Below are 23,860 nucleotides of genomic sequence, written 5' to 3' on the forward strand. Positions count from 1 at the left end.
GCAATCACGAGGCATGGCCCTTTGCCCACGCAAGCTTCATGGACGATCTTTGGAACAGCCTGAACGAGGTGTTGCATGTGGAAACGCAACGGTCTCTCGCTGGTGCTGCTTGCGCTCACGTTGGTGTTCATTGTGGGGCAGGCAGTTGCGGGGCATCACGTGCACAACCAGGAACTGGTCGAGCACGGACGCATGCCGATCGATTTCTGGCACTACCTGGCTACCGGGCACTTCGTCAGCGCTACGTTCGAGAACTGGGAGAGCGAATTCCTGCAGATGGGGATGTACGTTCTGCTGACGGTCAGCCTGCGCCAGCGCGGTTCGGCCGAATCGCGGCCGCTGGACCCCGCGCAGGAACAGAATCGCATCGAACCCGGCCGCACGCCCTGGCCGGTCAGGCGCGGTGGCCTGTGGAAGGTTCTTTACGGTCATTCGCTGGCGATTGCGTTCGGGCTGTTGTTCCTGTTCAGCTTTACGCTGCATGCATTGGGAAGCTGGCGCGCCGAGGAGGCCGAACAGCAGTTGAAGGGATTGCCGCCGCCAGGCTTTGTGGAGCACCTCGCCAGCAGCACATTCTGGTTCGAATCCATGCAGAACTGGCAAAGCGAGTTCCTGGCCGTGCTGTCTCTGGTGGTGCTGACGATCTTCCTGCGCCAGAAAGATTCGCCGCAGTCCAAGCCGGTCGAGGCGCCGCATACCCAGACAGGAGATTGAACCATGGCAGATGATCCGTCGACGGCCTTGCTGATCATCGACATGTTCAGCCGTTTCGATTTCCCGGGCGCGCAGGAGCTGGCGCCCGCGGCAGAGCGGGCGGCCCGGCAGATCCGGCGCCTGAGGGATCACTTCGACGAACGCAGGTGGCCGGTCATCTACGCCAATGACAATTTCTCGGATTGGAAGCGCGATTTCCGCCAGCAGGTGGAACAGTGCCGGCGCGACGGCGGTCCGGCGGGGCGAATTGCCAGCCTTCTCTCGCCCTTGCCCGGTCATTACTTCGTGCTCAAGCCCAAGCACTCGGCGTTCCTGGCCAGTCCCTTGCCGATTCTGCTGGCCAAATTGGGAGTGCGCCGCCTGTGCCTGAGTGGCATGACGGCCGATTCGTGCGTTCTGGCCACCGCGCTGGATGCCAACGCCAGAGAGTTCGACGTCGTGCTGGCATCGGAGGTCGTGGCGGGGCTGCCATCCCGGAAGCGGCGCGCACTGGCGCTGCTGGCTGATTCGGGTGCAGCCCGGATCGCGCGGCTTTCTTCGCTTGTCTCTGGGCAGGAAGCAGGAGGGCGCTGAAGGCAGCTCAGGCCCGGTCGGCTATCCCCTGTACGCCGGCATGACCGGCGCAATGTGCACAGCAGAAGATCTGGCCATTTCCTTCAACGCCATGCCCAATGACGGCGCATTTGCAGTGTGCGCAGCGGGGTGCGAATGCGTGGATCGCGCACTCGAACGAATCGAGCGTGCCGCTGCGCCCGCCCTGCTGCAGGGTAAAGCTCTTGTCGTAGTTGTTGCCGCACACATCACAGGTAGCCATGGGGCACCTCGTGCTGTGGAAGGAACATGCAGTCTGGCAAGCGCGAATGTCGGTGGTCGTGAATGCACCGTGTCGCGAGGGTGTAGGACGTCCGCATCGTCGCCAAGCGGGCGCGGCGTGCTTCATTGGTCATTGCCGGGCTCGGCACTGTTGCCACGTGGTGTGCCGCGACCACAGGGAAACGCCGTGCGCAGCCCTTCGACAACCAGTGGCGACGCATCCTGCTGCAATCGCTCGCGGGGCAGTTGCCGGAGATGGGAAGACACATGGTCGACCAGTTCATGCGGAAGGATCTGGCCCTGCCCGCACCACTGTCCGCGGCTGGCATCGGCGACGCCCAGGATATAGCCGCTGGCGCGAGCGCTGGACAGGATCCGGCACTGTTCACCGTCGCAGAACCCGTCATCGCCTTTCCCCTGCAGGAGGGTGATGAGTTCCGTGCCGCTGACAAGCCAGGTCCGTACCGGCTGCATTGTTCCGGCCAAAGCGGACCCAGCCAGCGCGCAGAGGCCAAGTGCGAGGAGCCGACGCATGACGCGGCGCGCCTGGGGTTGGTGATGTCTCTTCATGTTGAGGCCCTGGCTGTTGCTTTCATGGACGCCACGCGGCAGAGGTCAAAGCCGATCAAGCTGGTTGCGCGGACGAAACTCCGGGTCGTCCTCGGCTTCCAGCATGGCCTCCACCAATGTTTCGAAGGGCTCGGTGGCGGCATCCAGGTCTGCGGATGACAGGAATCCGGATTCTCCGGGGCCGGCCAGCCCAATCGCAGCAACCGTCTCCTGCTCACCTTCCTCGGCCCAGAGATAGTCGTGGATCAGTGCCACGCCTTCGTCGCCCCCCTTCAGGAAGTCGGCGGCGCCTCGTGCCACGGCAAGAAACGCGATGAGATCGTAAAGGCTCTCCGAATACGTCAGCGATCCTGCGACAAAGTGCGTAGCAGTGCGGTCATAGGCGGCAATCTGGATATTCCCGGCCTGTGCAGAGGCAAGGAAAGCCTTCAATGCGGCGCGATTGTCGGGGTAGCGGGCCAACAGCGCCTGGCAATCCGCGAGCAGGTGGTCCAACGCCTCGTCGCTGCACGAGGCAAGGTATTGACCGTTTTCCATGCGCCACTGCCCGGAGATGCCTCGCCAGTCGGACCAACGGGATGATGAAGGCACGGGCGCTGCCAGCCATCTGGAAAGATCGTGGTGGGAAATCTTCAGGCGGAGCAGTGCTGAATAGGGCTCTGACAAGGCGATCCTCCACTGTGTCTGCGTACAGTTGGCTTGTAGCAGACAACGCATGACCCGCCAACATCTGGCGGCTGCCGCAGGCCGGTGCCGGACTATCGCCCAGCCGTCGACCCTCTCACCACGCACCTTCCCGTCATCACCAGCCTGCGCACGGGCAGCTCCGGCATGCGCAGGCGTTCCAGCAACAGCGACATCGCAGCGCGCCCCATGGCTTCAACCGGCTGCTCGACCACGGTAATGCCAGGTTCGACCAGCTCGGTCCAGCGCTCGTTGTCGAACCCTGCCAGCGCCAGCTCTCCTGGAATGGCGAGACCGGCGCTGCGTGCCGCCTTCACTGCACCCATGAGCAGCAGGCTGTTGCTGGTGACCAGCGCGTCGGGACGCGAAGGGCCGGCCAGCCATTGGTCGACCGTTGCGATGGCGGCCTCGGCCGTTGGCTCGACTTCACGGTAATCCGGCTCCAATCCGTGCGTGCGCATCGCAGCAAGATAGCCGTCGCGGCGCTCGGCCGCCGTGGTGCTGGTGCTGCCGAACAGGCCGCCGATGCGGCGATAGCCACGCTCGACGAGATGCTCGACCAGGGCGCCCATCGCCGCGGGATTGTCCAGCACCACGCTGTCGATCGACCCGCTGGCCGCGGCGCGGTCCACCAGTACCGTCGGGAAGTCCAGCGTGAGCCGTTCCAGCCGCCCCACCGTGGTCCGTGTGGGCGCAAAGATCAGTCCACTGATGCGCTCCTCGTGCATCAACTGCAGGTACAGCGCCTCGCGCTCGGGGTCTTCGTCGGTGTTGCAGAGCGTGACGCGCAGGCCTTCGCGATAGGCGACCTCCTCCACCGCACGGATAAGCGCAGTGAAGAACGGGTTGCGGATATCCGCAACGATCAACCCGATGATGCCGGTGTGCCGGGAGCGCAGCCGCCTTGCCTGCAGGTTCGGCCGATAGCCGGTCTGGCGGATCGCCACCTCGACCCGGCCGCGAACCTCTTCGCTGACCGGGCCGCCCCCGAGCACCCGCGACACGGTGGACTTGGATACCCCCGCTACACGCGCGACGTCATTGATGCTGATACTCATTGGAAACGTTCCCGGAAAAGTGCGCCTGCCATGGTCCGGCGGCTGTTCAGGACAATGCTAACGCCAAAGAGCTGTTGGCATTTTGTGCAGTGCACATTGAAATAGGCGGTGGGAACGTTCCCAATGTGCCCAGCCATCCTTTTGCCGGAGCCGCCCTTTGTCGCCCCAGACCTTCCCCTCCCCCGTCAGCCGGGAACTGATCCGCCTGGACGCGCGGGCGCAGGACAAGACCGATGCGATCGCCCAGGTCGCGCAGATGCTGGTCGCGGCCGGCTGCGTGGCGCCGGGGTACGAGGCCAGCATGGGACGGCGCGAAGCGCTGGCCAACACCTTCCTCGGCCATGGCGTGGCAATCCCGCACGGGCTTGGCGAGGACCGCCATCTGGTGCGCCGCGATGGCATTGCCGTGCTGCAGTTGCCGGAAGGCGTGGAATGGAATCCGGGGCAGGTCACCCGTCTGGTGGTTGGCATCGCTGCCCAGTCCGATACCCACATTACCCTGCTGCGCCGCCTGACCCGCCTGATCCAGGATGAGGCAACGCTGCAGCGCCTGTTTGCGACCACCGATGCGGGTGAGATCGTCAACGCGCTGACCGGCGACATTGCGATCACGACCGCCCAGGTACCGGCCACCGATCTGGCCGAGCGCTTTGACTGGACCATTGCCTACCCCAGCGGCCTGCACGCGCGCCCGGCCACGCGCTGGGCAGAGACGGCGCGCCGCTTTGCGGCCCGCGCCCAGGTGCGTGCCGGCGACCAGGCAGCGGACGCCAAGAGTCTGGTCGCGCTGCTGCAACTTGGCCTGCGTCATGGCGATGCCGTCAGCGTGTCTGCCGAGGGGGCGGATGCCCCTGCCCTGCTGACCGCGCTGCGCAGGGTCATGGAGGACCTGGTGGCACAGGAAAAGGCCGACGCCGAACGCGCAGCACAACGCAAGGCCACGCCGGTGGCAGGCTGGAATCCGCCCGAGGCACAGGCTGCCATCGTCGGCATCGGTGCCAGCCCTGGGCTGGCAATCGGCCCGGTGCATGTATTGGCCAGCACGCAGGCCGAGGTCGCCGATCGCCCGGCCCCGCTCGGCGAAGGCGGGGCGCGTCTGCAGGACGCGCTCGCACGTACCCGCCAGCAGTTGGCCGCGCTGCAGGATGACACCCAGCGCCGGCTTGGCGCCTCGGACGCCGCCATCTTCAAGGCCCATGCCGCGCTGTTGGACGACACCGACCTGATTACCCGTACCTGCCAGCTGATGGTCGAAGGCCATGGCGTCGCATGGTCCTGGCACCAGGCCATCGAACACATCGCCTCGGGCCTGGCCGCGCTGGGCAACCCGGTGCTGGCCGGGCGCGCCGCCGACCTGCGTGACGTTGGCCGCCGAGTGCTGGCGCAGCTTGATCCGTCGGCCGCCGGTGGCGGCCTGGCCGACCTGCCCGCGCACCCGTGCATCCTGATCGCGGCGGACCTGTCGCCGTCCGACACGGCCAACCTCGACACTACCCGCGTGATTGGCCTGGCCACCGCGCAGGGCGGGCCGACCTCGCACACCGCCATCCTCTCGCGCACCCTCGGCCTGCCGGCGCTGGTCGCCGGGGGGGGCGAGCTGCTCGCGATCAGCGCCGGTCGCGAGGCGATCATCGACGGCAGCAGCGGGCGGCTCTACCTGTCTCCGTCCGAGGCCGACCTCGCCTCGGCGCGCGCGTGGATCGCCGAACAGCAGCAGATCCGCGAGCGTGAAGCGGCGCAACGTGCGCAGCCGGCACAGACGCCGGACGGCCACCGCATCGACATCGGCGCCAACGTCAACCTGCCCGAGCAGGTGCCGCTGGCACTGGAGCAAGGCGCGGAAGGCGTCGGCCTGATGCGTACCGAATTCCTGTTCCTTGAACGTGGCAGTACGCCCAGCGAGGATGAGCAGTACACCACGTATGTGGCGATGGCCAAGGCACTCGGCGGCCGCCCACTGATCGTGCGTGCGCTCGATATCGGTGGCGACAAGCAGGTGGCGCACCTGGAGCTGCCGCATGAAGAAAACCCGTTCCTGGGCGTGCGCGGCGCGCGCCTGCTGCTGCGCCGGCCGGACCTGCTGGAACCGCAGCTGCGTGCGCTGTACCGCGCGGCGAAAGACGGCGCGCGCCTGTCCATCATGTTCCCGATGATCACCTCGGTGAGCGAGCTGGTCGCACTGCGCGCCATCTGCGAGCGCCAGCGCGCAGCACTGCAGGCGCCCGGGGTACCGATCGGCATCATGATCGAAGTGCCGGCCGCTGCAGCGCAGAGCGATGTGCTGGCCCGCCACGCCGACTTCTTCTCGATCGGTACCAACGACCTGACCCAGTACGTGCTGGCGATCGACCGCCAGAATCCGGAACTGGCCGCCGAGGCCGACAGCCTGCATCCGGCCGTGCTGCGCGCGATCCGCGCCACGGTGGAAGGCGCACGACTGCATGGGCGCTGGGTGGGCGTCTGTGGCGGGCTGGCCGGCGATCCGTTCGGCGCACTGCTGTTGGCCGGCCTGGGCGTGGACGAACTGTCGATGACCCCGAACGACATCCCGGCCGTGAAAGCACGCCTGCGTGGCAGCGCGCTGGCCGATCTGCGAACGCTGGCTGCGACGGCGCTGGACTGCGAGACCGCCGAGCAGGTGCGTGCCCTCGATGGAGCGCGCGCATGAGTTCCCGCGCCGTCACCATTACCCTGAACCCGGCAATCGACCAGACCGTGCGGCTGGCGAACCTGCAACCGGGTCACGTGCATCGCGCCCGCAGTTCCCGCGACGACGCCGGCGGCAAAGGCATCAACGTGGCCGCCTGCCTGGCAGACTGGGGCGTGCCGACCACTGCGCTGGGTGTGCTCGGCGATGGCAACGACGGCGTGTTCAGCGCACTGTTTTCCGATCGGGGCATCGCAGACGCGTGTCTGCGCATTCCGGGCCGTACCCGCACCAACATCAAGCTGGTGGAAGATGCCAACGGCGAGACCACCGACATCAACCTGCCCGGCCTGTCACTGTGCGACGCCGATCTGGACGCGGTATCGCGCCGACTCGACGCACTGCTCCAGCCGCAGCTGCCGGTGGTGCTGTCCGGCAGCCTTCCGTCCGGGCTGCAAGCCGATGCATGGGCCCGACTGCAGGCGCAGGTGCGCGCCGCCGGCGCGCGCGTACTGCTGGATACCAGTGGCGACGCGCTTGCCGCGGCGTTGAGTGGTGCACAGGGTGCACTGCCCTACGCGGTCAAGCCCAACCGCCATGAACTGGAGGCCTGGGCCGGCACGCCGCTGCTGGATCGCAGCGCCCTGCGCGCCGCGGGCCGGGCCCTGGTCGAACGCGGAGTTGCACTCGTAGCGATCTCGATGGGCGCCAACGGCGCGCTGTTCATTGATCGCAGCGGCGCCCTGGTCGCACGACCGGCGCGACTGGCGCAGGGCAGTACGGTCGGTGCCGGCGACGCCATGGTCGCCGGCATCGCCGCCGCCTTGTTGGAGCCCTCCCCCGACCTGGCCGGTTGTGCGCGACTGGCCACGGCGTTCTCGATGAGCCGGCTGGAGAGTGGCGACGCGCGGCGGCTGGACCCGGCGCAGGTGCGCGCGTGGACCGGCGATGTACTGATCGAGCGGTTGGATTGAAACCCCTGCAGAGGGGGCTGCCGCTGGCCTTGGGCCACCGATGGCCCCTGCTGCAAGGACGAACCCGAAGAATTCCAGGAGTTGCCATGCAAGCTTCCACCGTAGTCATCGCCGCTGGCGAACGCAGCATCGAGGCCGTTCTTGCCGCCGAAGCGCTGCGCCGCGCCGCACGCCAGCAAAGGGTCGAATTGGCGATCGAAATCCGCAGCAATCAGGGCGTGACCGGGGCATTGCCCGACGCGCAGGCTGCCGCCGCAACGCAGCTGCTGCTGGTGGGTGACGGCGAGGTGGACAGCGCCCGCTTCGGCAATGCCCAGATCGTGCGCGCCGGCCTCGGTGAAGTGCTGGACGACCCGCTCGCCGTGCTGGCGCAGCTCGCCGCAGCATCGGCACCCCCTTCCAGGGATGACGCGGGCAAGCGCATCGTCGCCGTCACCTCCTGCCCGACCGGCATCGCCCACACGTTCATGGCGGCCGAAGGCCTGCAGCAGGCGGCCAAGGCACTGGGCCACGCGATCCGGGTGGAAACCCAGGGCTCGGTCGGCGCGCAGGATGCGTTGAGCGACGGCGAAATCGCTGCCGCCGACCTGGTGCTGATCGCCGCCGACCGCGAAGTCGATCTGTCGCGCTTTGCTGGCAAACGCCTGTTCAAGAGCGGCACCAAGCCGGCGATCAATGACGGCCAGAACCTGATCCGCAAGGCGCTGGCCGAGGCTGGCGTGCAGACCGGCACGGTGGCTTCAGGTCGCACCACCGAGAAGGCCAGGGTCACCGGCCCCTACAAGCACCTGATGACCGGCGTGTCGTTCATGCTGCCGTTCGTAACTGCCGGCGGCCTGCTGATCGCACTGGCGTTCGCGCTCGGCGGCATCTATGCCTTCGACGATGCACACAAGGGCACGCTGGCCTGGTCGCTGTTCCAGATCGGCGCCAAGTCCGGCTTCATGCTGATGGTGCCGGCACTGGCCGGCTACATCGCCTACTCCATCGCCGATCGCCCGGGCATCGCCCCGGGCATGATCGGGGGATTGGTGGCAGTCAACATGGATGCGGGCTTCATCGGCGGCATCCTGGCCGGTTTCATCGCCGGCTACGGCGTGCATTGGATCAACCGTGCGCTGCGGCTGCCGCGCAGCCTGGAAGGCCTCAAGCCGGTGCTGATCCTGCCGGTGCTGGGCACGCTGCTGGTCGGCCTGTTGATGATGTATGTAATCGGTACGCCGGTGGCTGGGCTGCTGGCCTGGCTGACCGACTGGCTGCGCGGCATGCAAGGCAGCAGCGCGATCCTGCTTGGCCTGCTGCTGGGCGGCATGATGGCGGTGGACATGGGCGGACCCGTCAACAAGGCGTCCTACGCCTTCTCCACCGCATTGATTTCCAGCCAGGTCTACATGCCGATGGCGGCGACGATGATCGGCGGTATGACGCCGCCGCTGGGTATCGCACTGGCGACATGGCTGTTCAGTAGCCGCTTCACTGCCGAGGAGCGTGGCACGGCCGGTGCCGCTGGCGTGCTTGGCCTCAGTTTCGTGACCGAAGGCGCGATCCCCTATGCCGCGCGTGATCCGCTGCGCACCATTCCGGCGCTGATCCTTGGTTCTGCCGTGGCCGGTGCGATTTCGATGGCCGCAGGCGTCGAACTGAAGGTGCCGCATGGCGGCGTGTTCGTGCTGCCGATCCCGAACGCAGTCACCCACCTTGGCATCTACCTGCTGGCACTCGTGGCCGGCGTGGCCGTCACCGCGGTCGCGCTGCGCGTGCTCAAGAAGCCGGTCACGGCTCCCACCCTGTAAAAAGGAACCCGCCCATGACCTCCCCTTCCCGCCGCCTGCTGCCGACAGTGATCCTGCTGGCCCTGCCATCACTGGCCGCAGCCGCCGACGCGAGCGACGTCTTCGCTCCGAAGCTCGCCTACACCGGCGAAGCGGCCGCCACGCTCGACGGTGGCAAGCGCAGCGGCACGGCCTATGCCGGCCAGCTGATGTTCGGTGCCGACGTGGACCTGGACGCGGCGTTTGGCTGGCGAGGTGCGACGGTCAAGGCCTACGGCATCAACCGCCATGGCACCAATCTCGCCAACAGCAGTACGGGCAACAGCACCTCGGTGCAGGAGATCTACGGCGGCCAAGGCACGCGCCTGGCCAACCTGACCCTCGAACAGAAGCTGTTCAACGACCGGTTGGTACTGGAAGCAGGGCGCAGCGTCGCCAACATCCACCACCTGGGTTCGGACCTGTGCCGGTACTTCCAGGGCAACTCGGCCTGTGGCAACCCGACCTACATATTCCGCACCAGCAGTTTCACCTGGTGGCCGGTGTCGAGCTGGATGGCCGATGCCACGGCCTGGGTGACGCCCGATGTCTATGTCCGCGTCGGCGCCTACCAGGTTGATCCCAGCCAGGCCGAGGATGGCCAGCATGGCCTGAAGTGGAATACGAACCAGGCCACCGGCTGGATCGTGCCCTACACGATCGGCTGGCGCAGCCCTGCTTCGGCACGATTGAAAGCCCGCTACGAACTCGGTGGCTGGCAGGACAACTCGACCTATCGCGATCCGCTGCGCGATGCCAACGGCATTCCCGCGCTGCTCAGTGGCCAGGAGTACGCGACGCGTCACGGTCGTTCCGGTGCGTTCGCCCGCTTCGAGCAGCAACTCACCAGTGATGGTGCCGGCCGCGGCCTGACCCTTTTCGGTGCGGCGCTCAAGGGCACCTCCGGCCAGTTGATCGAGGATCATTTCCTGCAGGCCGGGCTGGTGCAGAAAGGCACGTTCGCCCGGCGGCCGCAGGACAGCATCGCTTTCGTCGTGACCCAGCAGAAGTACAGCAGCATCGCGCTGGAAGACCTGCGCCTCGCCCGCGCCGCAGCCGGTGGCAGCGGCACCCCGCACGGGAGCCAGGTGATGATGGAGCTGAGCTATGGCATCCAGCTCACCCCGCAGCTTCGTGTTGCACCGAACCTGCACTACATCGTGCACCCCGACCAGTTCAATGAGCCCGCACGCCAGCACGACCTGCCGGATGCGCTGATCGCGGGCATGCGGATCGACTGGAACCTGTAGGAAATGTCAGGTGGTCCTGGGGCGCGGCCCGTGTCAGGCACCGGGTCCACGGCCGGTCCAGGCGGCGTACCGACCGCCCGGCACCCGGGTGATCGCCTGCCCTGGCCGGGGTTTCAGGTGCTGTCCGCCGCCCACGCCAGTTCGAATGTCAACGCGAGGCGCTGGCCGGGCTCCAGCCGGTGCGGTGCCAGGGTGTAGCCATCTGGCGGGCCGCTCTGCGGTTCGACACAGGTGGCGTGCGGCGTACCATCGTAGACCACCCAGTGGTCGTGGTCCGACCTCAGCCGCAGGTGCTGGCCTTCGCGTATCAGCGTGACGTCACCGTCGGCGATGAAGCAGTCATCCCAGGGGCCGGTGGTGGGCTCCACGCGGGGCAGCGTGGCAATACCTTCCCTGTCCCGCGGATACATCGAGCGAGGACTGAACAGCAGTCGTTCCGGCTTCCGGAACCAGGGGTGCCAGCCCAGCACCGCCGGCATCGCCTGGCCGCCGGCCTGGACCGAGAGGTCCATCCGCAGGCTGTGAGCCTGCAACTGCAGGTCCAGCACGGCAGCGCCACCGAAAGGCCAGTAGCCGTCGCGCGGCAGCTCCAGCGACAACCGGGCTGCCGCCGCGTCCAAGCGGTCGATCCGCCAGGGTCGCGAGAAACCCACCCCATGGATGGCGTGCCCGTCGAAGTTGAGCGGCAGCCGATGCGGCCTGCCGTCAAAATGGAACTGTCCACGGCGGATGCGCCCGGCCCACGGCACCATCGGGTAGCAGCCCCACGCGATCGCCGCCGGGCCTGCCTGCTGCGCATTCACCAGCCATTCCACGCCCTGGTAGCGGAGGTGCGCCACGCGCCCGCCCGCCCCTGCGGCGAACGCAACCTCCAGTTCGCCGCACCTCAGCCAGTGCAGCTCGCCGGCTGGCAGCGGAGCCAGCGCATCATCCACCGGCAGCATCCGCTCAGGCCCCATACGGGTTGATCGTGCGGATGCTTCCGTCCGGCTCCATGTGCAGCGGCGTGCACTTGGCCGAGCGCAGGTGGGTGATGCCGCCGGACATCAGTGCATCGTGATAGAACAGGTACCACTGTCCTTCGAACTGGCAGATGGAGTGGTGGGTGGTCCAACCGACCACGGGGGTGAGGATCACGCCAGCGTAGGTGAACGGTCCATACGGGCTGTCGCCGATGGCGTAGCACAGCTGGTGGGTGTTGCCAGTGGAGTACGACAGGTAGTAGCGACCCTGGTAACTGTGCAGCCACGGACCCTCGAAGAAGCGGCGCGCATGGTCGTCCGCGCGCAGCGGCTGGCCATGCTCATCCAGGATCTGCACTTCGCGGGTGGGTTCGGCCAGCTCGGTCATGCCGGCATCCAGGCGGCCCACGCGCGGGCCCAGCGCCGGTGCGCTGCCCTCGGGCTCCTCGTGGGCCTCGCTGTACTGGTTGTCACGATACTTCTGCAGCTGCCCGCCCCATATGCCGCCGAAGTACAGGTAGTGGCTGCCATCCTCGTCTTCGAACACGGCCGGGTCGATCGAGTACGCACCCTTGATCGGCTCCGGCTGGGGCACGAACGGGCCCTCCGGCCGCGCACCGATCGCCACGCCGATGCGGAACCGGCCCTCGGCATCCTTGGCCGGGAAGTAGAGGTAGTAGCGGCCATCACGGCAGGCGGCATCGGGGGCCCACATCTGTTTCCGGGCCCAGGGCACATCGCGCACATGCAACGCCATGCCGCAATCGACGGCCGTGCCGTCGGGCGTATCCATCTTCAGCACATGATAATCCTGCATGCCGAAGTGGCCACCTTCGTCGTCGAATGGCTGGCCGCCGTCGATGTCGTGCGACGGATAGATGTACAGGCGCCCCTCGAACACATGCGCCGAAGGGTCGGCGGTATAGATGTGGGTCACCAGCGGTTGCGAAATGGCGTGCGCGGTGAGCTGCGCAAGACGGGCTTCGCTGGCCTGGCCGTCTTCGCCGGCAGAGAGGTCGATCATGGTCGTCATCTTGGAGTTACACGGAGGCGTCGGCGGAACGGCGACGCAGGTGGAGGTCCTGCTCGATGCGGGTTTCGGTGCGCTTGTCGATCCTGTAGAAGACCAGCAGCGCCACGGCGAGCAGGAAAGGAAGGGAGCAGTAGACGCTTACGGTCAGGCGGATGCCCTGCACCACGGCCTCAGGCTGCTGCGCCAGGCCGGCCTGGTAGCCGTAGTGGGCGAGGATCGCGGCGACCAGCGCGCCGCCCACGCTGAGGCCGATCTTCAGCCCGCACAGCATCGCCGAGAAGATGATCGCGGTTGCCCGCCGATGGTTCTTCCACTCCGAGTAGTCCGCGACGTCGGCGATCATCGCCCACAGCAACGGGATGGTGATGCCGTAGCAGAAGCCATGCAGCATGAAGGCGCCGAACGCCACCGCCACCGCCGTGGGTGGAAACAGGTAGAAGGCAAGCAGGAACAGGGTCGAGACAAATAGGGCGCCACCGAAGACGTCGCGCTTGCCGAAGCGGTCCGCCAGCCGTCGCGATGCGCCGATACCCAGGATCATGCAGAGGATGCCGCACGCGTTGAACAGGCTGAACGCCGAGGTGGCCGCGTCCTTCGGCCAGGTGAACGCCGCGAAGCCGGCGCTGGCCAGCGCAGCATTCAACGCGCTGACCAGGCCGTTGAACCCCGAGTTTTCAAGGAAGCCGGCCAGCGCCGCTTCACTCATGTAGTACTGGAAGTAGTAGATGTAGGTACCGCCTTTCAATGCCAGGTTGATGAACACCAGCACGGTCAGGGCCAGCATCACCTGCCACGGGCGGTTGTGCAGCAGGTCCGACAGGTCCTGCACTATGCCGCCGGTCTGTTCACGCGTCGGCACGATGCGTTCGCGGGTGGTGGCGAACGTGATCAGGAAGAACGCCGTGCCGATGATGGCGAATGCGGTCATGACCTGCTCGAAGCCGCGCACCCGGTCGCCGTCACCCAGGATCAGCACCAGCGGCATCAGCAGCACCTGGATGATGAACTGCGCGATCATCACGGCCACGAAGCGGTAGGCCGAAAGGCTGTTGCGCTGGGCCATGCTGCCGGTCAGCACGCCGCTCAGCGCCGAGTACGGCAGGTTGTTCGCTGCGTACACGCACACCAGCAGCGCGTAGGTGGCCAGTGCATAGATCACCTTTCCGCGCTCGCCCAGGTCCGGCGTGCTGAACGCCAGCAGGGACAGTACGCCAAAAGGAATGGCCGTCCACAGGATCCACGGCCGGAAGCGGCCCCAACGGGTGGTCGTCCGGTCAGCCGCGATGCCGATCAACGGCGTGAACACGAACGCACCCAGCAGGCCCACCACGAAGATGATCGTGGCCGCGGTCGCAGCTGGCAGGCGGTAGACGTCGGTGTAGAAGAACGCCAGGTAGGTGATCAGGGTCTGGAAGATCAGGTTGGCGGCGAGATCGCCCAGGCTGTAGCCGAGCTTCTCGCGTACCGATAGCGCGTGTTCAGTGCTTGCCATGCAGCGGACGTCCTGGAAAAGGGATCTGGGCGGAGGGAAATCGATGCCGGCGAGAGCGATCAGTCATGCGCGGACACCACCGTGAACCTGCCCTGCGCGCGTGCATCGGCACTGGACGCCCCCACCCTGACCTCGTAGGCACCGGGCCGCACCTCATACGCGGCGCGCGCTTCGTCATAGTGGCGCAGGGCCTGCGCTGCCTCCAGGGTGAACGTCACCGTGCGGTGTTCGCCCGGGGCCAGATGGATCCGCTGGAAGCCACGCAGCTCCTGCACGGCATCGCCGCTGCCAGCGTGCTCGCGCCGCACGTACAGCTGCACCACTTCGTCACCGCTGCGCGTGCCTGCGTTGGTCACATCGACCGCAACGCCCAGGCGGCCATCGGCCCGGAGCCTGGCTGCATCGAGGCGGAGCGTTCCATAGTCGAACCGCGTATACGACAGGCCGTGACCGAACGGATAAAGTGGCGTGCCGCGGAAGTAGCGATAGGTGCGGCCCTCCATGGCGTAGTCGTCGAATGCCGGCAACGCTTCGCTGGCCTTGTAGAACGTCACTGGCAACCGGCCGGCGGGATTGATGTCGCCGAACAGCGCCTGGCCGACGGCGGTGCCGCCGCGCTGCCCGGGGTACCAGCTCATCAGGATCGCCGGCAGATGCGACTGCGCCCAGTCCACGGCAATGGCCGAGCCGCCGGTGAGCACCATCACCACCGGCTTGCCGGTAGCGTGCAGGGCCTCCAGCAGGGTGCGCTGCGGCGCGGGCAACCGCAGGTCGGTACGGTCGCCACCGGCAAAGCCTGGATAGTTGACCGTCATTTCCTCGCCTTCGACATCGCCGGTAAGGCCACCGACGAACACCACCACATCGGCTTCGCGTGCGGCATCGAGCGCTTCATCGAACGGCGCCTTGGCGCCGGGCATGCGCCAGCCCAGGCGCACGCCGGCATCGCGCTCGTCGTCGTAGTACTCCAGCGTCAGCGCGTAGGCACGCCCGGCCTGCAGCTCCAGTTCGATGCCCTCGGCATGCAGGCGATCTGTGTTCACCCAGTGATCGATCACGCGCTTCCCGTCCAGGTACAGGCGGTAGCCATCATCGCCGGCCACCTCCAGCCGGTAGCGGCCGGACACGGGTGGCAGCAGTTGGCCGCTCCAGCGGATGCTGAAGCGGTCGTTCGGGATCCCCTGCCCCGGTGCCGCTTCGCCGCGTGCCAGCAGGTTGTCGGTCGGCGAGCCGCGGTCCCAGCGGAAGCCGATCTGCGCGTCGGTACGCACCAGGGCCGGCGTACCGGACAGGTCGGGCGTGCGGAAGTACTCGCCACGCAGGCCACGCTCGGGCGAGTCCGCCGAAGGCCGCAGGAAGGTCGGCTCGATCAACGGCGTGGCACCGGGATCGTCGCGGCCCTCCACCAGGTCCACGCCGCGGGCATAGCGAACCTCGACGCCCTTGGCCGCCTCGCGTATGCCCTGCAGGATCGTGACCGGCGCGGCCGGTGTGCCGAAGTAGTTGCCGAGCAGCGCCATGGTGTCGTCGGCAGTGGGTCCGACCACGGCAATGCGCTTGATGTCGCGTGACAGCGGCAGGATGCCGTCGTTCTTCAGCAGCACCAGCGACGCCTGCGCGGCCTTGAGCGCCAGCGCATCATGGGCCGGGGCCTGGTTCACCGAGGCCGGAATGCGCGCCCAGCGCACCCGCTCCGGCGGGTCGAACATGCCCAGGCGCATCCGTGCGGTGAACAGACGGGTCACCGCATCGTCGATCTCCGCTTCGCTGATCAGACCCTGACGCACGGCCGACGGAAGCGTGGCGTACTCCTGGCCGCATTCCAGCTCGGTGCCATTCCTGACCGCCAGCGCCGCAGCGGCTTCGCGCGTGGTCACGATATGGTGGTGCTTCCAGATGTCGACGATGGCCCAGCAGTCCGAGACCACGTAGCCCTTGAAGCCCCAGTCGCGTCGCAGCACATCGCGCAGCAGGAAACGGCTGGCACTGGCGGACTCGCCGTACACGCGGTTGTAGGCGCCCATCACAGCATCGACGTCGCCCTCCTTGACCAGCGCCTCGAATGCCGGCAGGTAGGTGTCATACAGGTCGCGCCGGCTGGGCCGTGCATCGAAGTGATGGCGGTCGGCCTCCGGCCCGCTGTGCACGGCCAGATGCTTGGCGGTGGCGTCCAGCTTGCGGTAGACGGGGTCGTCGCCCTGCAGGCCACGTACGAAGGCCACGCCCATGCGCGCGGTGAGGTACGGGTCCTCGCCATAGGTTTCCTGTCCGCGGCCCCAGCGCGGGTCGCGGAAGACGTTGACGTTCGGCGACCAGAAGGTCAGCCCCTGGTAACGGCCGTGCGCGCCTTCGCGGAGGAACTGGTGGTGCTTTGCGCGGGCCTCATCGCTGATCGTCGTGGCCACCTGCCCCATCAACGGCACATCGAAGGTCGCGGCCAGGCCGATCGCCTGCGGAAAGACCGTGGCCTGCCCTGCCCGTGCCACGCCATGCAGTCCCTCATTCCACCAGTCGTAGGCGGGCACACCCAGGCGTTCGATTGCCGGCGCGGCGTTCTGCATCTGCGCGGCTTTCTCATCCAGCGTCATCTGCGCGACGAGTGAGGCAGCCCGTTGCTCGAAGCTGGCCGAAACGTCCAGCCAGGGCCGCGGCGCGGCTGCGGATGCGGCCGCCGCGATGCAGGTCAGAACGAACACAGTGAGCCCGCGGCGCAACGTGCGGCGACGGGCGTTGGACGACAGCGACAGCCTCATTTGCTTCTCCCGGTGCGCTCATCGCGCGCGAAGGGACCCAGCAGTGCGCCTACGAAGCCGCCCGCCCGGTCCGTGCTCAGAACGGTGCCATCCACCTTGCCTGCAAGCAGTTGCCAGCCCTGCCCGTCGCCGGTATCGAACGAGAACGCGTAGTCGCCCTCGTTGCCGTCGATCTTCAGGCGCAACGCGTCCGGTGCCCGCACCTCGCGGGTCGCCACGATGCGCGTACTGCCACCGCCATCACGAACTTCCAGGAAGAGCGAAAGTCGCTCGTCCGGAAGGCTGCGAACGCCAAGGAAGTACCAGTACGCCTCGCTCTGGAACGCCGCCAGGCCGGCCGCCACGCCAGGCCCCGGTCGGCTCATCGCGGCGCTCGCCTCGAAGCGCAGGTGCTGCTGGCGTCGGCCAAGGAACGCGGGATTGCGCAGCGTGTCCAGATCCTCGGCAAGCGGGTGCACGGCCAGCATTCCCGGGCGCGTGGCCAGGTCGGCCCAGGCGTGCTTGGGCACCCGCACGCGCAGCCACTGGCGATCGAGCCTCGGTCCATCGAAGTTGTCGCGCTCGACGAAGTTGCCGGTCGAGGGGGCCTGGGATGCCTCGCCCTGCATCCACGACGGCGCCTTGACCACGTAGGGGATGGGCTGGTCGGCCGGCAGGATCCGTGGCCAGCCGTCCTGCCAGCGCACCGGCAGCAGATAGGTCTCGCGCCCGGTGTTGTAGTGCCGCGTCTGATAGTTGCGGCTGGCCAGGAACACCGCCCACCACGAACCGTCCGGGCCTTCGACCAGGTCGGCATGGCCGGCATTGGTGATCGGTAGCGGTCGGTCGTCGGGCAGCTCGCGCTGGGTCAGGATCGGATTGCCCGCGTAGGGGTCATACGGGCCCCACACGGTGCGACTGCGGAGCACCACCTGGGAGTGCTGCGGCCCGGTGCCGCCTTCGGCATCGGACAGGTAATACCAGCCCTGGCGCTTGTAGATGTGGGGTCCTTCGATCCAGATCGGGTTCTTCGCCGGCTCCACGCCCGCGTCGACCAGCACCCGGCGCGGCCCGACCGGCTTGAAGGCAGCCAGATCGATCTGCTGCATCCAGATGGCGCGGTGCCCGTCGTAGCGCGGCGGGCCGGGCGGTGCATCGTTGTTGACCAGGTACACCTTGCCGTCGTCATCGAAGAACAGTGATGGATCGATGCCATCGATGCCGGGCAGCCAGTGCGGATCGGACCACGGACCGGCCGGGTCGCGCGCGGTGGCAATGAAGTTGCCACCACTGTCGGTGGCCGTGGTCACCACGTAGAAGACCCCATCGTGGTATTCGATGGTGGGCGCGAAGATGCCGCGCGAGACGCTCAGCCCGTCGAAATCCAGCTGCGTGGCGCGGTCGATCACGTTGCCGATCTGCTTCCAGTGAACCAGGTCGGCACTCTCGAACACCGGAATGCCCGGGAAATAGGTGAAGCTGGAATTGACCAGGTAGAACCGGCCGTTCGCGCTCACGATGCTGGGATCGGCATGGAAGCCGGCCAGCACCGGATTGCGGTAGTGGCCGGCCGGCAGCGGCGTGTCGAAGGCCGCGTCGTTGCCGCGGTATTCGAACCAGTCGAAGTACACCGGCGGTGCGTCCGGCGGCGCGCTGGCCGGGCTGGTTGCGGCCGACAGCAGGAGTGCCGCCGCCAGCAGGTGGCGCGCCATCGACCTCAGGCCGGCCCTGTCGCGGACCGGAGGGGACTGCGTGGACAACGTCATCATCGTCGCGTCTCGGCTTCGGCAATGGGAAGTTCGAACGGGCCTGCCGGTGCCCCGCTGCGGTCGCGTAGCGTGCACACCGGGCCATCGGCCCAGCAATAGCGGACATGCGTTGCGTGCGTCGACAGCGGGCCGCGCAGCAGGATCCGGCGCCCATCCAGTTCGGCGTCGCCGTAGTCGCAGTGGCGGGTATCACCCCTGGTCCCGCACAGTTCAAAACCAATCGGACGCAGCGCGCCGGTCGCGGTGAGCACGCCTTCGACATCCTCGAACGCAATGGCCACGCCAGCGGGCGTCCGCACGGCCGTTACCGCTCGCGGACCCGACGGCGCCACGTCCTGCTTGCCGTACACCACGTGGCGCGCCACGCGCGCCAGGCGGCGCCCGAGCTCCTGCTTGTTCGGCGGATGGATGTCGTAGGCGTCGCCGATGTCGATGGCAATGGCGAGCCCGCTCCGCGCATCCTCGGCGGCGACGCGCCGCTGCGCCTCACGCACCTGCGCCCAACCGCTGGCGGCGGGCACAACCGGCGGCTGGCCGTAGCCGGCCAGCTGCACCAGCAGCAGTGGCGTGCGCGCACCGAACTGCCGCCGCCAGTCCTCGCGCAGCGCACGCAACCGCATCGCATACGCCGCACCATCGCTGGTGTTCGATTCACCTTGATACCAGAGCATGCCGCGCAGCCCGAAGCCCCCGAGCGGTGCGATCATCCCGTTGTACAGCGTCGACAGCCCGGTGGCGGCCTGCCATGGCGCGAAAGGCGGCGCCTGCTGGCCCGCCGCCACCCGGTATTTCCAGAGGCCCTGCAGTGCCACGCGCTCGCCGTTATCGAACTGCAGGCCGTATGCCGTTGAGGGGCCGGCCAGGCCGCCTTCGCCGTAGGTGTCCAGCACGTTGACCGCAATGCTGTTGGATCCCGCCTTCAACAGGCCGCTCGGCAACGGATAGCGCCTCTGGCCGGCGCCGTACTGGCTGCCGACGGCGACCCCGTTCACCCAGGTCACGTCCACCTCGTCGGCCGATGCCAGCTCCAGGGTCGCGCCGCGTGCAGCCTGTTCAGCGCTCAGCACCACCTGCGTGCGATACCAGACCATGCCGTTGTAATCGGCAAGCGCGGGCTCGTTCCACCGCTCCCATGCGCCCAGTGTGGCCGGTGCGTGCGACCATGCGCGGTCATCGGTATCCGCGCGCCAAGGTGCGTCGCCCGGCAGCGCCCCTTCGCGCGTCTCCCACCAGTGCTGCCAGTGGCGGCCCCAGGCTGCGCGTGCCTCCAGCGGATCACGGGCAGAGCGCGCGAGAATATCGAGGGCCTCGTCCATGCCACCTTGCCCGCGCAGGGCATTGGTACTGGTCCAGGCCTCGATCCGCGAGCCGCCCCACGCTGCCTGGATCAGCCCCATCGGTACGGCAACCGTGCGCTGCAGTTCGCGGGCGAAATAGAAGCAGGCTGCAGAGAAACCGCGCACCGAATCGGGCGTTGCCCGCGTCCATCCAGGGTCACCCTTGAAGCTCTCCTGCGCCTGCACGGCCGCGTCCTTCGGCACGCTGAACAGCCGGATCCGTGGCAGCGTGGCCGAGGCGATCTCGCTGGCTGCGTTGAGCGAGCGCCAGACCGGCAGCTCCATGTTCGACTGCCCCGCGCACAACCAGACGTCGCCGACCAGAAGATCCTGCGCCGTCTCACGCCGGGTCCCGGCGGTTGCCTCGAGGGTGTACGGGCCGCCTGCGGCGATGGCGGGGAACATGGCCTGCCAGCGGCCTGCCCTATCGGCCTGTGTGGCCACCGTCTGGCCCGCGAAGGTGGCCGATACCGCCTGCCCAGGGCTTGCCTGGCCCCAGACGGTGATCGGCCGGTCGCGCTGCAGGACCGCATGGTCCTGGAACAGCGGGTGCAGCAAACCCGTCGTTTCGCCGGCCGCCACCGGTGCGGCAAGCCACGCCAGCACCATCAACGCCGCCGCGCGCGCGGACCATCCGAACCGGTTCATCGCCCATCTCCGGGTGCGAAGGGAAACTGCAACGCCTGGTAGTACGACAACGGCTGTGGCGGTGGCCGTTCTCCCGCCGGCAGCGGTCGGCCGCTGACTGACTGGAAGTACGCCACACTGGCATCGCGCCACCACTGCGCTTCCTCGCGCTGGATCTGCAGGAACGCCGCCACCTGCTGGTGCCGCTGCGGATCGATCCGGTCGCGCAGGCCCGCCCAGGTCGCCTGCATCGACTGCACCTGGCGCACACCCCGCGAATAGCGCCCGACCAGTTCGTCCCACAGCGTCCTGCCCGAGCGCATGCGGCGGTCCCACGGCACGTGATGGAACCACAGCAGCAGCGACTCGGGCACCCGCGCCGGATCGCCATAAACCCCGGCAACCGGCGGGAAGTACTGCCCCACGGCGTTGCTTCCGCTTGCGCTGCGGTCAAAGCCGATGCCGTTGCGGTCTGCACGGTGGTAGTAGACCGACGTCCAGTCCGCACGCGGGCCGCCGTCCACCCAGGGGCCGGGACCGTAGTGATGGCCGCGTGCCATGAGGTGATGCAACCCAAGCGGCGTCATGTAGTCCACTGCCGCCTCGCGCGAGTCCATCATCATCCGCACGATCGGGCCGGTCACCTGCGGGTCGGGCGAGAAGGTCAGCGCGGCCCAGTCCTCGGCAATGCCGCGCGCGGACTGCTGCGGATTCCATGCCAGTCGCCCGAACGCGTACCAGTTGGCCTGGTCGAAATGCGAGCCGCTCCAGGTGCGGTCTACGCCAATGTTCGCAACGCCGGCGATGCCGGTCAGTGCATGACCTTCCAACGAGCCGTCGATCACGCGGGCGACCGTGGAGCCCTCGCCACGTGCATGGGTGTCGGCCTGCAGCACTTCTTCGTAAAGCGTTCCCAGGTACACCAGGTGCGTCGCAAAACCCAGGTACTCCTTGGTGATCTGCAGTTCCATCATCAGCGGCGTGCGTGGCATGGCGCCGAACAGCGGATGGAACGGCTCGCGCGGCTGGAAGTCGATGGGACCGTTCTTCACCTGCACGATCACGTTGGGGCGGAAGGCACCGTCCAGCCCGACAAACTCGCTGTACGCCTGCTTGGCGCGATCTTCGGGAACCTGGTGCGAGTACACGAAGGCGCGCCACATCACTACGCCGTTGTAGGGCGCCAGTGCCTCGGCCAGCAGGTTGGCGCCGTCGGCATGGGAACGACCGTAATCCTGCGGGCCGGGTTGCCCCTCCGAGTTCGCCTTGACCAGGAAACCGCCAAAATCCGGAATGCGCGCATGGATCTCATCGACCTTGTCGCGCCACCAGCGCCGCACAGCCGGATCCAGCGGATCAGCCGTTGCCAGGCCGCCAAGCTCGATCGGCGCACTGAAGCGCGCGCTCAGGTAGACCCGGATGCCATAGGGCCGGAACAGGTCGGCCAGCGCGGCGGCCTTGGCCAGATAGGCCGGCGACAGGCTCAGCGCACTGGCATTGACGTTGTTGAGGACGGTGCCGTTGATGCCGAGCGAGGCATTGGCACGGGCGTAGTCGGTGTAGCGCGGCTCACGCCACTGCGGCAACGTCTGCCAGTCCCACAGCGAGCTGCCTGCATAGCCACGCTCGACGTAACGATCCAGGTTGTCCCAATGGTTGAGCACACGCAGTGCGACCTGCGGCGACTCACGCACATCCAGCGCCTGCAGTGGGGTGCCACGCTGCATCAGCCGCAGCAGATGGAACATGCCATACAGCACGCCGACATCCTGGCGTGCCGCCACAAGCAGCACGTCGCGCCCCTCGATCCGGACCCGCCGGATCAGGAACCCCTCGTTGCCCAACGTGGCGATCTCGTTGCCGTACGCGGCGACGAGTGTCGAAGATTGCGGCGTGCCCAGCACCAGGGCACGCTCGGTACTGATTGCCGTTCGCATTGGCGGCGACGCTCCCAGCAATCCAGGGAGGCTGCGCGCAAGCTCGTCGCGGGTGGCGCGCTGCATTGGCGTGCGATCCGGGGCCACCACTTCGGCCAGTTGCCGCCGGTAATCGGCAGCGACCGTTGCGGCAACCGGCTGGTAGCGCATCCACAGCGCATAGCCATCCTCCGCCCGTGCCCCGCCAACACAGGCCAGCAGCACGAGCAGGGCCCACAGGTGCGTGCCGACAGCGCGCAACAACGGCGTTAACATGCGCCTTTGTAGACTACGTCCGGGCCCGGGGCAGCGCATCATCGTCCTTCGCACCCGCGCGGCAGCGCCACCAAGAACAAAGGGATCGTGCATTGGACAAGCCGAAGAAATCGGTTCGCCGCAGAACCGCAGGCGTGACGATCGACGAGGTTGCGGCCCTTGCCGGCGTTTCGCCGATGACCGTGTCGCGGGTAATCAACCAGGGCAAGGTGCGCGACGTCACCCGCGAGCGCGTGCTGCGCGCCGTGCGTGAGCTGGGCTATACGCCCAATCTTGCCGCCAGTTCGCTGGCCGCTGCACAGCACACGCGCATTGCGCTGATCTACACCAACCCCAGCGGCGCCTACCTGCGCGAACTGCTGGTGGGCCTGCTGCGCGTCGCCTCCAGTTCCGCCATCCAGCTGGTCATCGACTACTGGGACAACCTGGATGCCGAATCCGAACGCAGGGCGGCGCGTGCGCTCGCCGGACGCGTCGACGGGGTGATCCTGCCGCCGCCGCTGTGCGAATCGCAGGCCGCCGTAAGCGAACTGGTCAAGGCTGGCATTCCGGTGGTGGCCATCGCATCGGGTCGCCTGAGCGAGGCCCTGTCCTGCGTCCGCATCGACGATTTCAGTGCGGGCAGGGAAATGACCGATCACCTGCTCCGGCAGGGACACACCCGCATCGGTTTCATCCGTGGGCGCGATGACCTGAGCGCAAGTGCGCTCCGCTACGACGGCTTCGTCACCGCCCTGCGCGAGGCCGGGCTGGCGGTGGAGCCCGGCCTGGTCCAGCACGGTGACTACACCTACCGGTCCGGCCTGGCAGCGGCCGAGAAGCTGCTGTCCCAGCGCCGGCCACCGACCGCGATTTTCGCCAGCAACGACGACATGGGCGCCGCCGCCATCTCCGTGGCGCATCGGCGCGGGCTGGAAGTGCCACGCGACCTGTCGGTGGTGGGTTTCGATGACACCTCGGCCGCCACCACCGTGTGGCCGGAACTGACCACGATCCACCAGCCCATCGCCTCGATGGCCAACGCGGCCATCGACATCCTGCTGCGCACCATCCGCCGGCCTGCGGGGGACGCAACGGTGCTGCGCGAACATGTGATGCCGCATCGGCTGATCGCACGCGGTTCGGTAGCCGCACCGCCCACGCGCCGGTAGCGAAGGCCCCGCCCTCATGCCTGCGCCTGCGCAGTAGGCGGCAG

General features: G+C 67.5%; 18 protein-coding genes. 7 read left to right on the top strand and 11 right to left on the bottom strand.

The features are described 5' to 3' along the window. Positions 1–75: 75 nt before the first annotated feature. Both AC5P7A_RS14750 and AC5P7A_RS14755 read left to right on the top strand, forming a co-directional pair. Positions 76–714 (top strand): DUF6766 family protein, encoded by a 639-nt coding sequence (locus AC5P7A_RS14750; RefSeq protein ID WP_125436965.1) that lies wholly within the window; start codon positions 76–78, stop codon positions 712–714. Positions 715–717: 3 nt separating this feature from the next. Then, positions 718–1,287: a cysteine hydrolase family protein gene (locus AC5P7A_RS14755; protein ID WP_495220263.1), complete on the top strand. Its 570-nt coding sequence runs from the start codon at positions 718–720 to the stop codon at positions 1,285–1,287. Positions 1,288–1,294: 7 nt separating this feature from the next. Here the strand turns inward: AC5P7A_RS14755 and AC5P7A_RS14760 are convergent, their stop codons facing one another. The 4 genes from AC5P7A_RS14760 to AC5P7A_RS14775 form a co-directional block, all read right to left on the bottom strand. Continuing rightward, positions 1,295–1,528 carry a metallothionein gene (locus tag AC5P7A_RS14760; protein ID WP_495220264.1) on the bottom strand — a complete coding sequence of 78 codons (234 nt, stop codon included), beginning with the start codon at positions 1,526–1,528 and terminating at the stop codon, positions 1,295–1,297. Between the two features lie 122 nt (positions 1,529–1,650). After that, a complete protein-coding gene (locus tag AC5P7A_RS14765) occupies positions 1,651–2,061 on the bottom strand; it encodes a Rap1a/Tai family immunity protein (RefSeq protein WP_262225119.1) in 411 nt (136 codons plus the stop codon). Between the two features lie 81 nt (positions 2,062–2,142). Further along, entirely contained in the window at positions 2,143–2,763 is a 621-nt protein-coding gene (locus tag AC5P7A_RS14770) for a hypothetical protein (RefSeq protein WP_227863764.1), read from the bottom strand. Between the two features lie 92 nt (positions 2,764–2,855). Continuing rightward, on the bottom strand, positions 2,856–3,839 hold the full coding sequence (locus tag AC5P7A_RS14775) for a LacI family DNA-binding transcriptional regulator (RefSeq protein ID WP_495220265.1): 984 nt from the start codon (positions 3,837–3,839) through the stop codon (positions 2,856–2,858). A gap of 157 nt (positions 3,840–3,996) precedes the next feature. Here AC5P7A_RS14775 and ptsP point away from each other — a divergent pair, with 157 nt between their 5' ends. From ptsP to AC5P7A_RS14795, 4 genes are all read left to right on the top strand, one after another. Continuing rightward, complete coding sequence (gene ptsP, locus AC5P7A_RS14780; RefSeq protein WP_069116758.1) at positions 3,997–6,507, top strand: phosphoenolpyruvate--protein phosphotransferase; 2,511 nt, start codon at positions 3,997–3,999, stop codon at positions 6,505–6,507. Further along, entirely contained in the window at positions 6,504–7,460 is a 957-nt protein-coding gene (locus AC5P7A_RS14785) for a 1-phosphofructokinase family hexose kinase (protein ID WP_495220266.1), read from the top strand. The genes ptsP and AC5P7A_RS14785 overlap by 4 nt, the downstream gene beginning before the upstream one ends. 86 nt (positions 7,461–7,546) lie before the next feature. Beyond that, on the top strand, positions 7,547–9,253 hold the full coding sequence (locus AC5P7A_RS14790; protein WP_495220267.1) for a PTS fructose transporter subunit IIC: 1,707 nt from the start codon (positions 7,547–7,549) through the stop codon (positions 9,251–9,253). A 14-nt stretch (positions 9,254–9,267) separates the two neighbouring features. Further along, positions 9,268–10,521, top strand: coding sequence for a carbohydrate porin (locus AC5P7A_RS14795; RefSeq protein WP_495220268.1), 1,254 nt, complete (start codon positions 9,268–9,270; stop codon positions 10,519–10,521). A gap of 113 nt (positions 10,522–10,634) precedes the next feature. Here the strand turns inward: AC5P7A_RS14795 and AC5P7A_RS14800 are convergent, their stop codons facing one another. From AC5P7A_RS14800 to AC5P7A_RS14830, 7 genes are read right to left on the bottom strand one after another with little or no spacing between them, the layout of a single operon-like run. Beyond that, a complete protein-coding gene (locus AC5P7A_RS14800) occupies positions 10,635–11,480 on the bottom strand; it encodes an aldose epimerase family protein (protein ID WP_049439694.1) in 846 nt (281 codons plus the stop codon). Then, a complete protein-coding gene (locus tag AC5P7A_RS14805) occupies positions 11,470–12,507 on the bottom strand; it encodes a glycoside hydrolase family 43 protein (RefSeq protein WP_262225115.1) in 1,038 nt (345 codons plus the stop codon). The genes AC5P7A_RS14800 and AC5P7A_RS14805 overlap by 11 nt, the downstream gene beginning before the upstream one ends. Before the next feature lie 16 nt (positions 12,508–12,523). Then, entirely contained in the window at positions 12,524–14,008 is a 1,485-nt protein-coding gene (locus AC5P7A_RS14810) for an MFS transporter (RefSeq protein WP_049439691.1), read from the bottom strand. 59 nt (positions 14,009–14,067) lie between these two features. Then, on the bottom strand, positions 14,068–16,761 hold the full coding sequence (locus AC5P7A_RS14815) for a glycoside hydrolase family 3 protein (RefSeq protein WP_080355729.1): 2,694 nt from the start codon (positions 16,759–16,761) through the stop codon (positions 14,068–14,070). Continuing rightward, a complete protein-coding gene (locus tag AC5P7A_RS14820; protein WP_126412252.1) occupies positions 16,758–18,452 on the bottom strand; it encodes a family 43 glycosylhydrolase in 1,695 nt (564 codons plus the stop codon). Before AC5P7A_RS14820 ends, AC5P7A_RS14815 begins: the two co-directional genes overlap by 4 nt. A 53-nt stretch (positions 18,453–18,505) precedes the next feature. Further along, entirely contained in the window at positions 18,506–20,494 is a 1,989-nt protein-coding gene (locus tag AC5P7A_RS14825; protein WP_495220269.1) for a sialate O-acetylesterase, read from the bottom strand. After that, positions 20,491–22,665, bottom strand: coding sequence for an alpha-glucuronidase family glycosyl hydrolase (locus AC5P7A_RS14830; protein WP_126412254.1), 2,175 nt, complete (start codon positions 22,663–22,665; stop codon positions 20,491–20,493). Before AC5P7A_RS14830 ends, AC5P7A_RS14825 begins: the two co-directional genes overlap by 4 nt. A 92-nt stretch (positions 22,666–22,757) precedes the next feature. Between AC5P7A_RS14830 and AC5P7A_RS14835 the strand changes: the two genes are divergently transcribed. Continuing rightward, positions 22,758–23,816: a LacI family DNA-binding transcriptional regulator gene (locus AC5P7A_RS14835; protein WP_014647205.1), complete on the top strand. Its 1,059-nt coding sequence runs from the start codon at positions 22,758–22,760 to the stop codon at positions 23,814–23,816. Positions 23,817–23,860 lie beyond the last annotated feature (44 nt).

Source organism: Stenotrophomonas sp. YJH_SMC_65 (genome assembly GCF_059369475.1).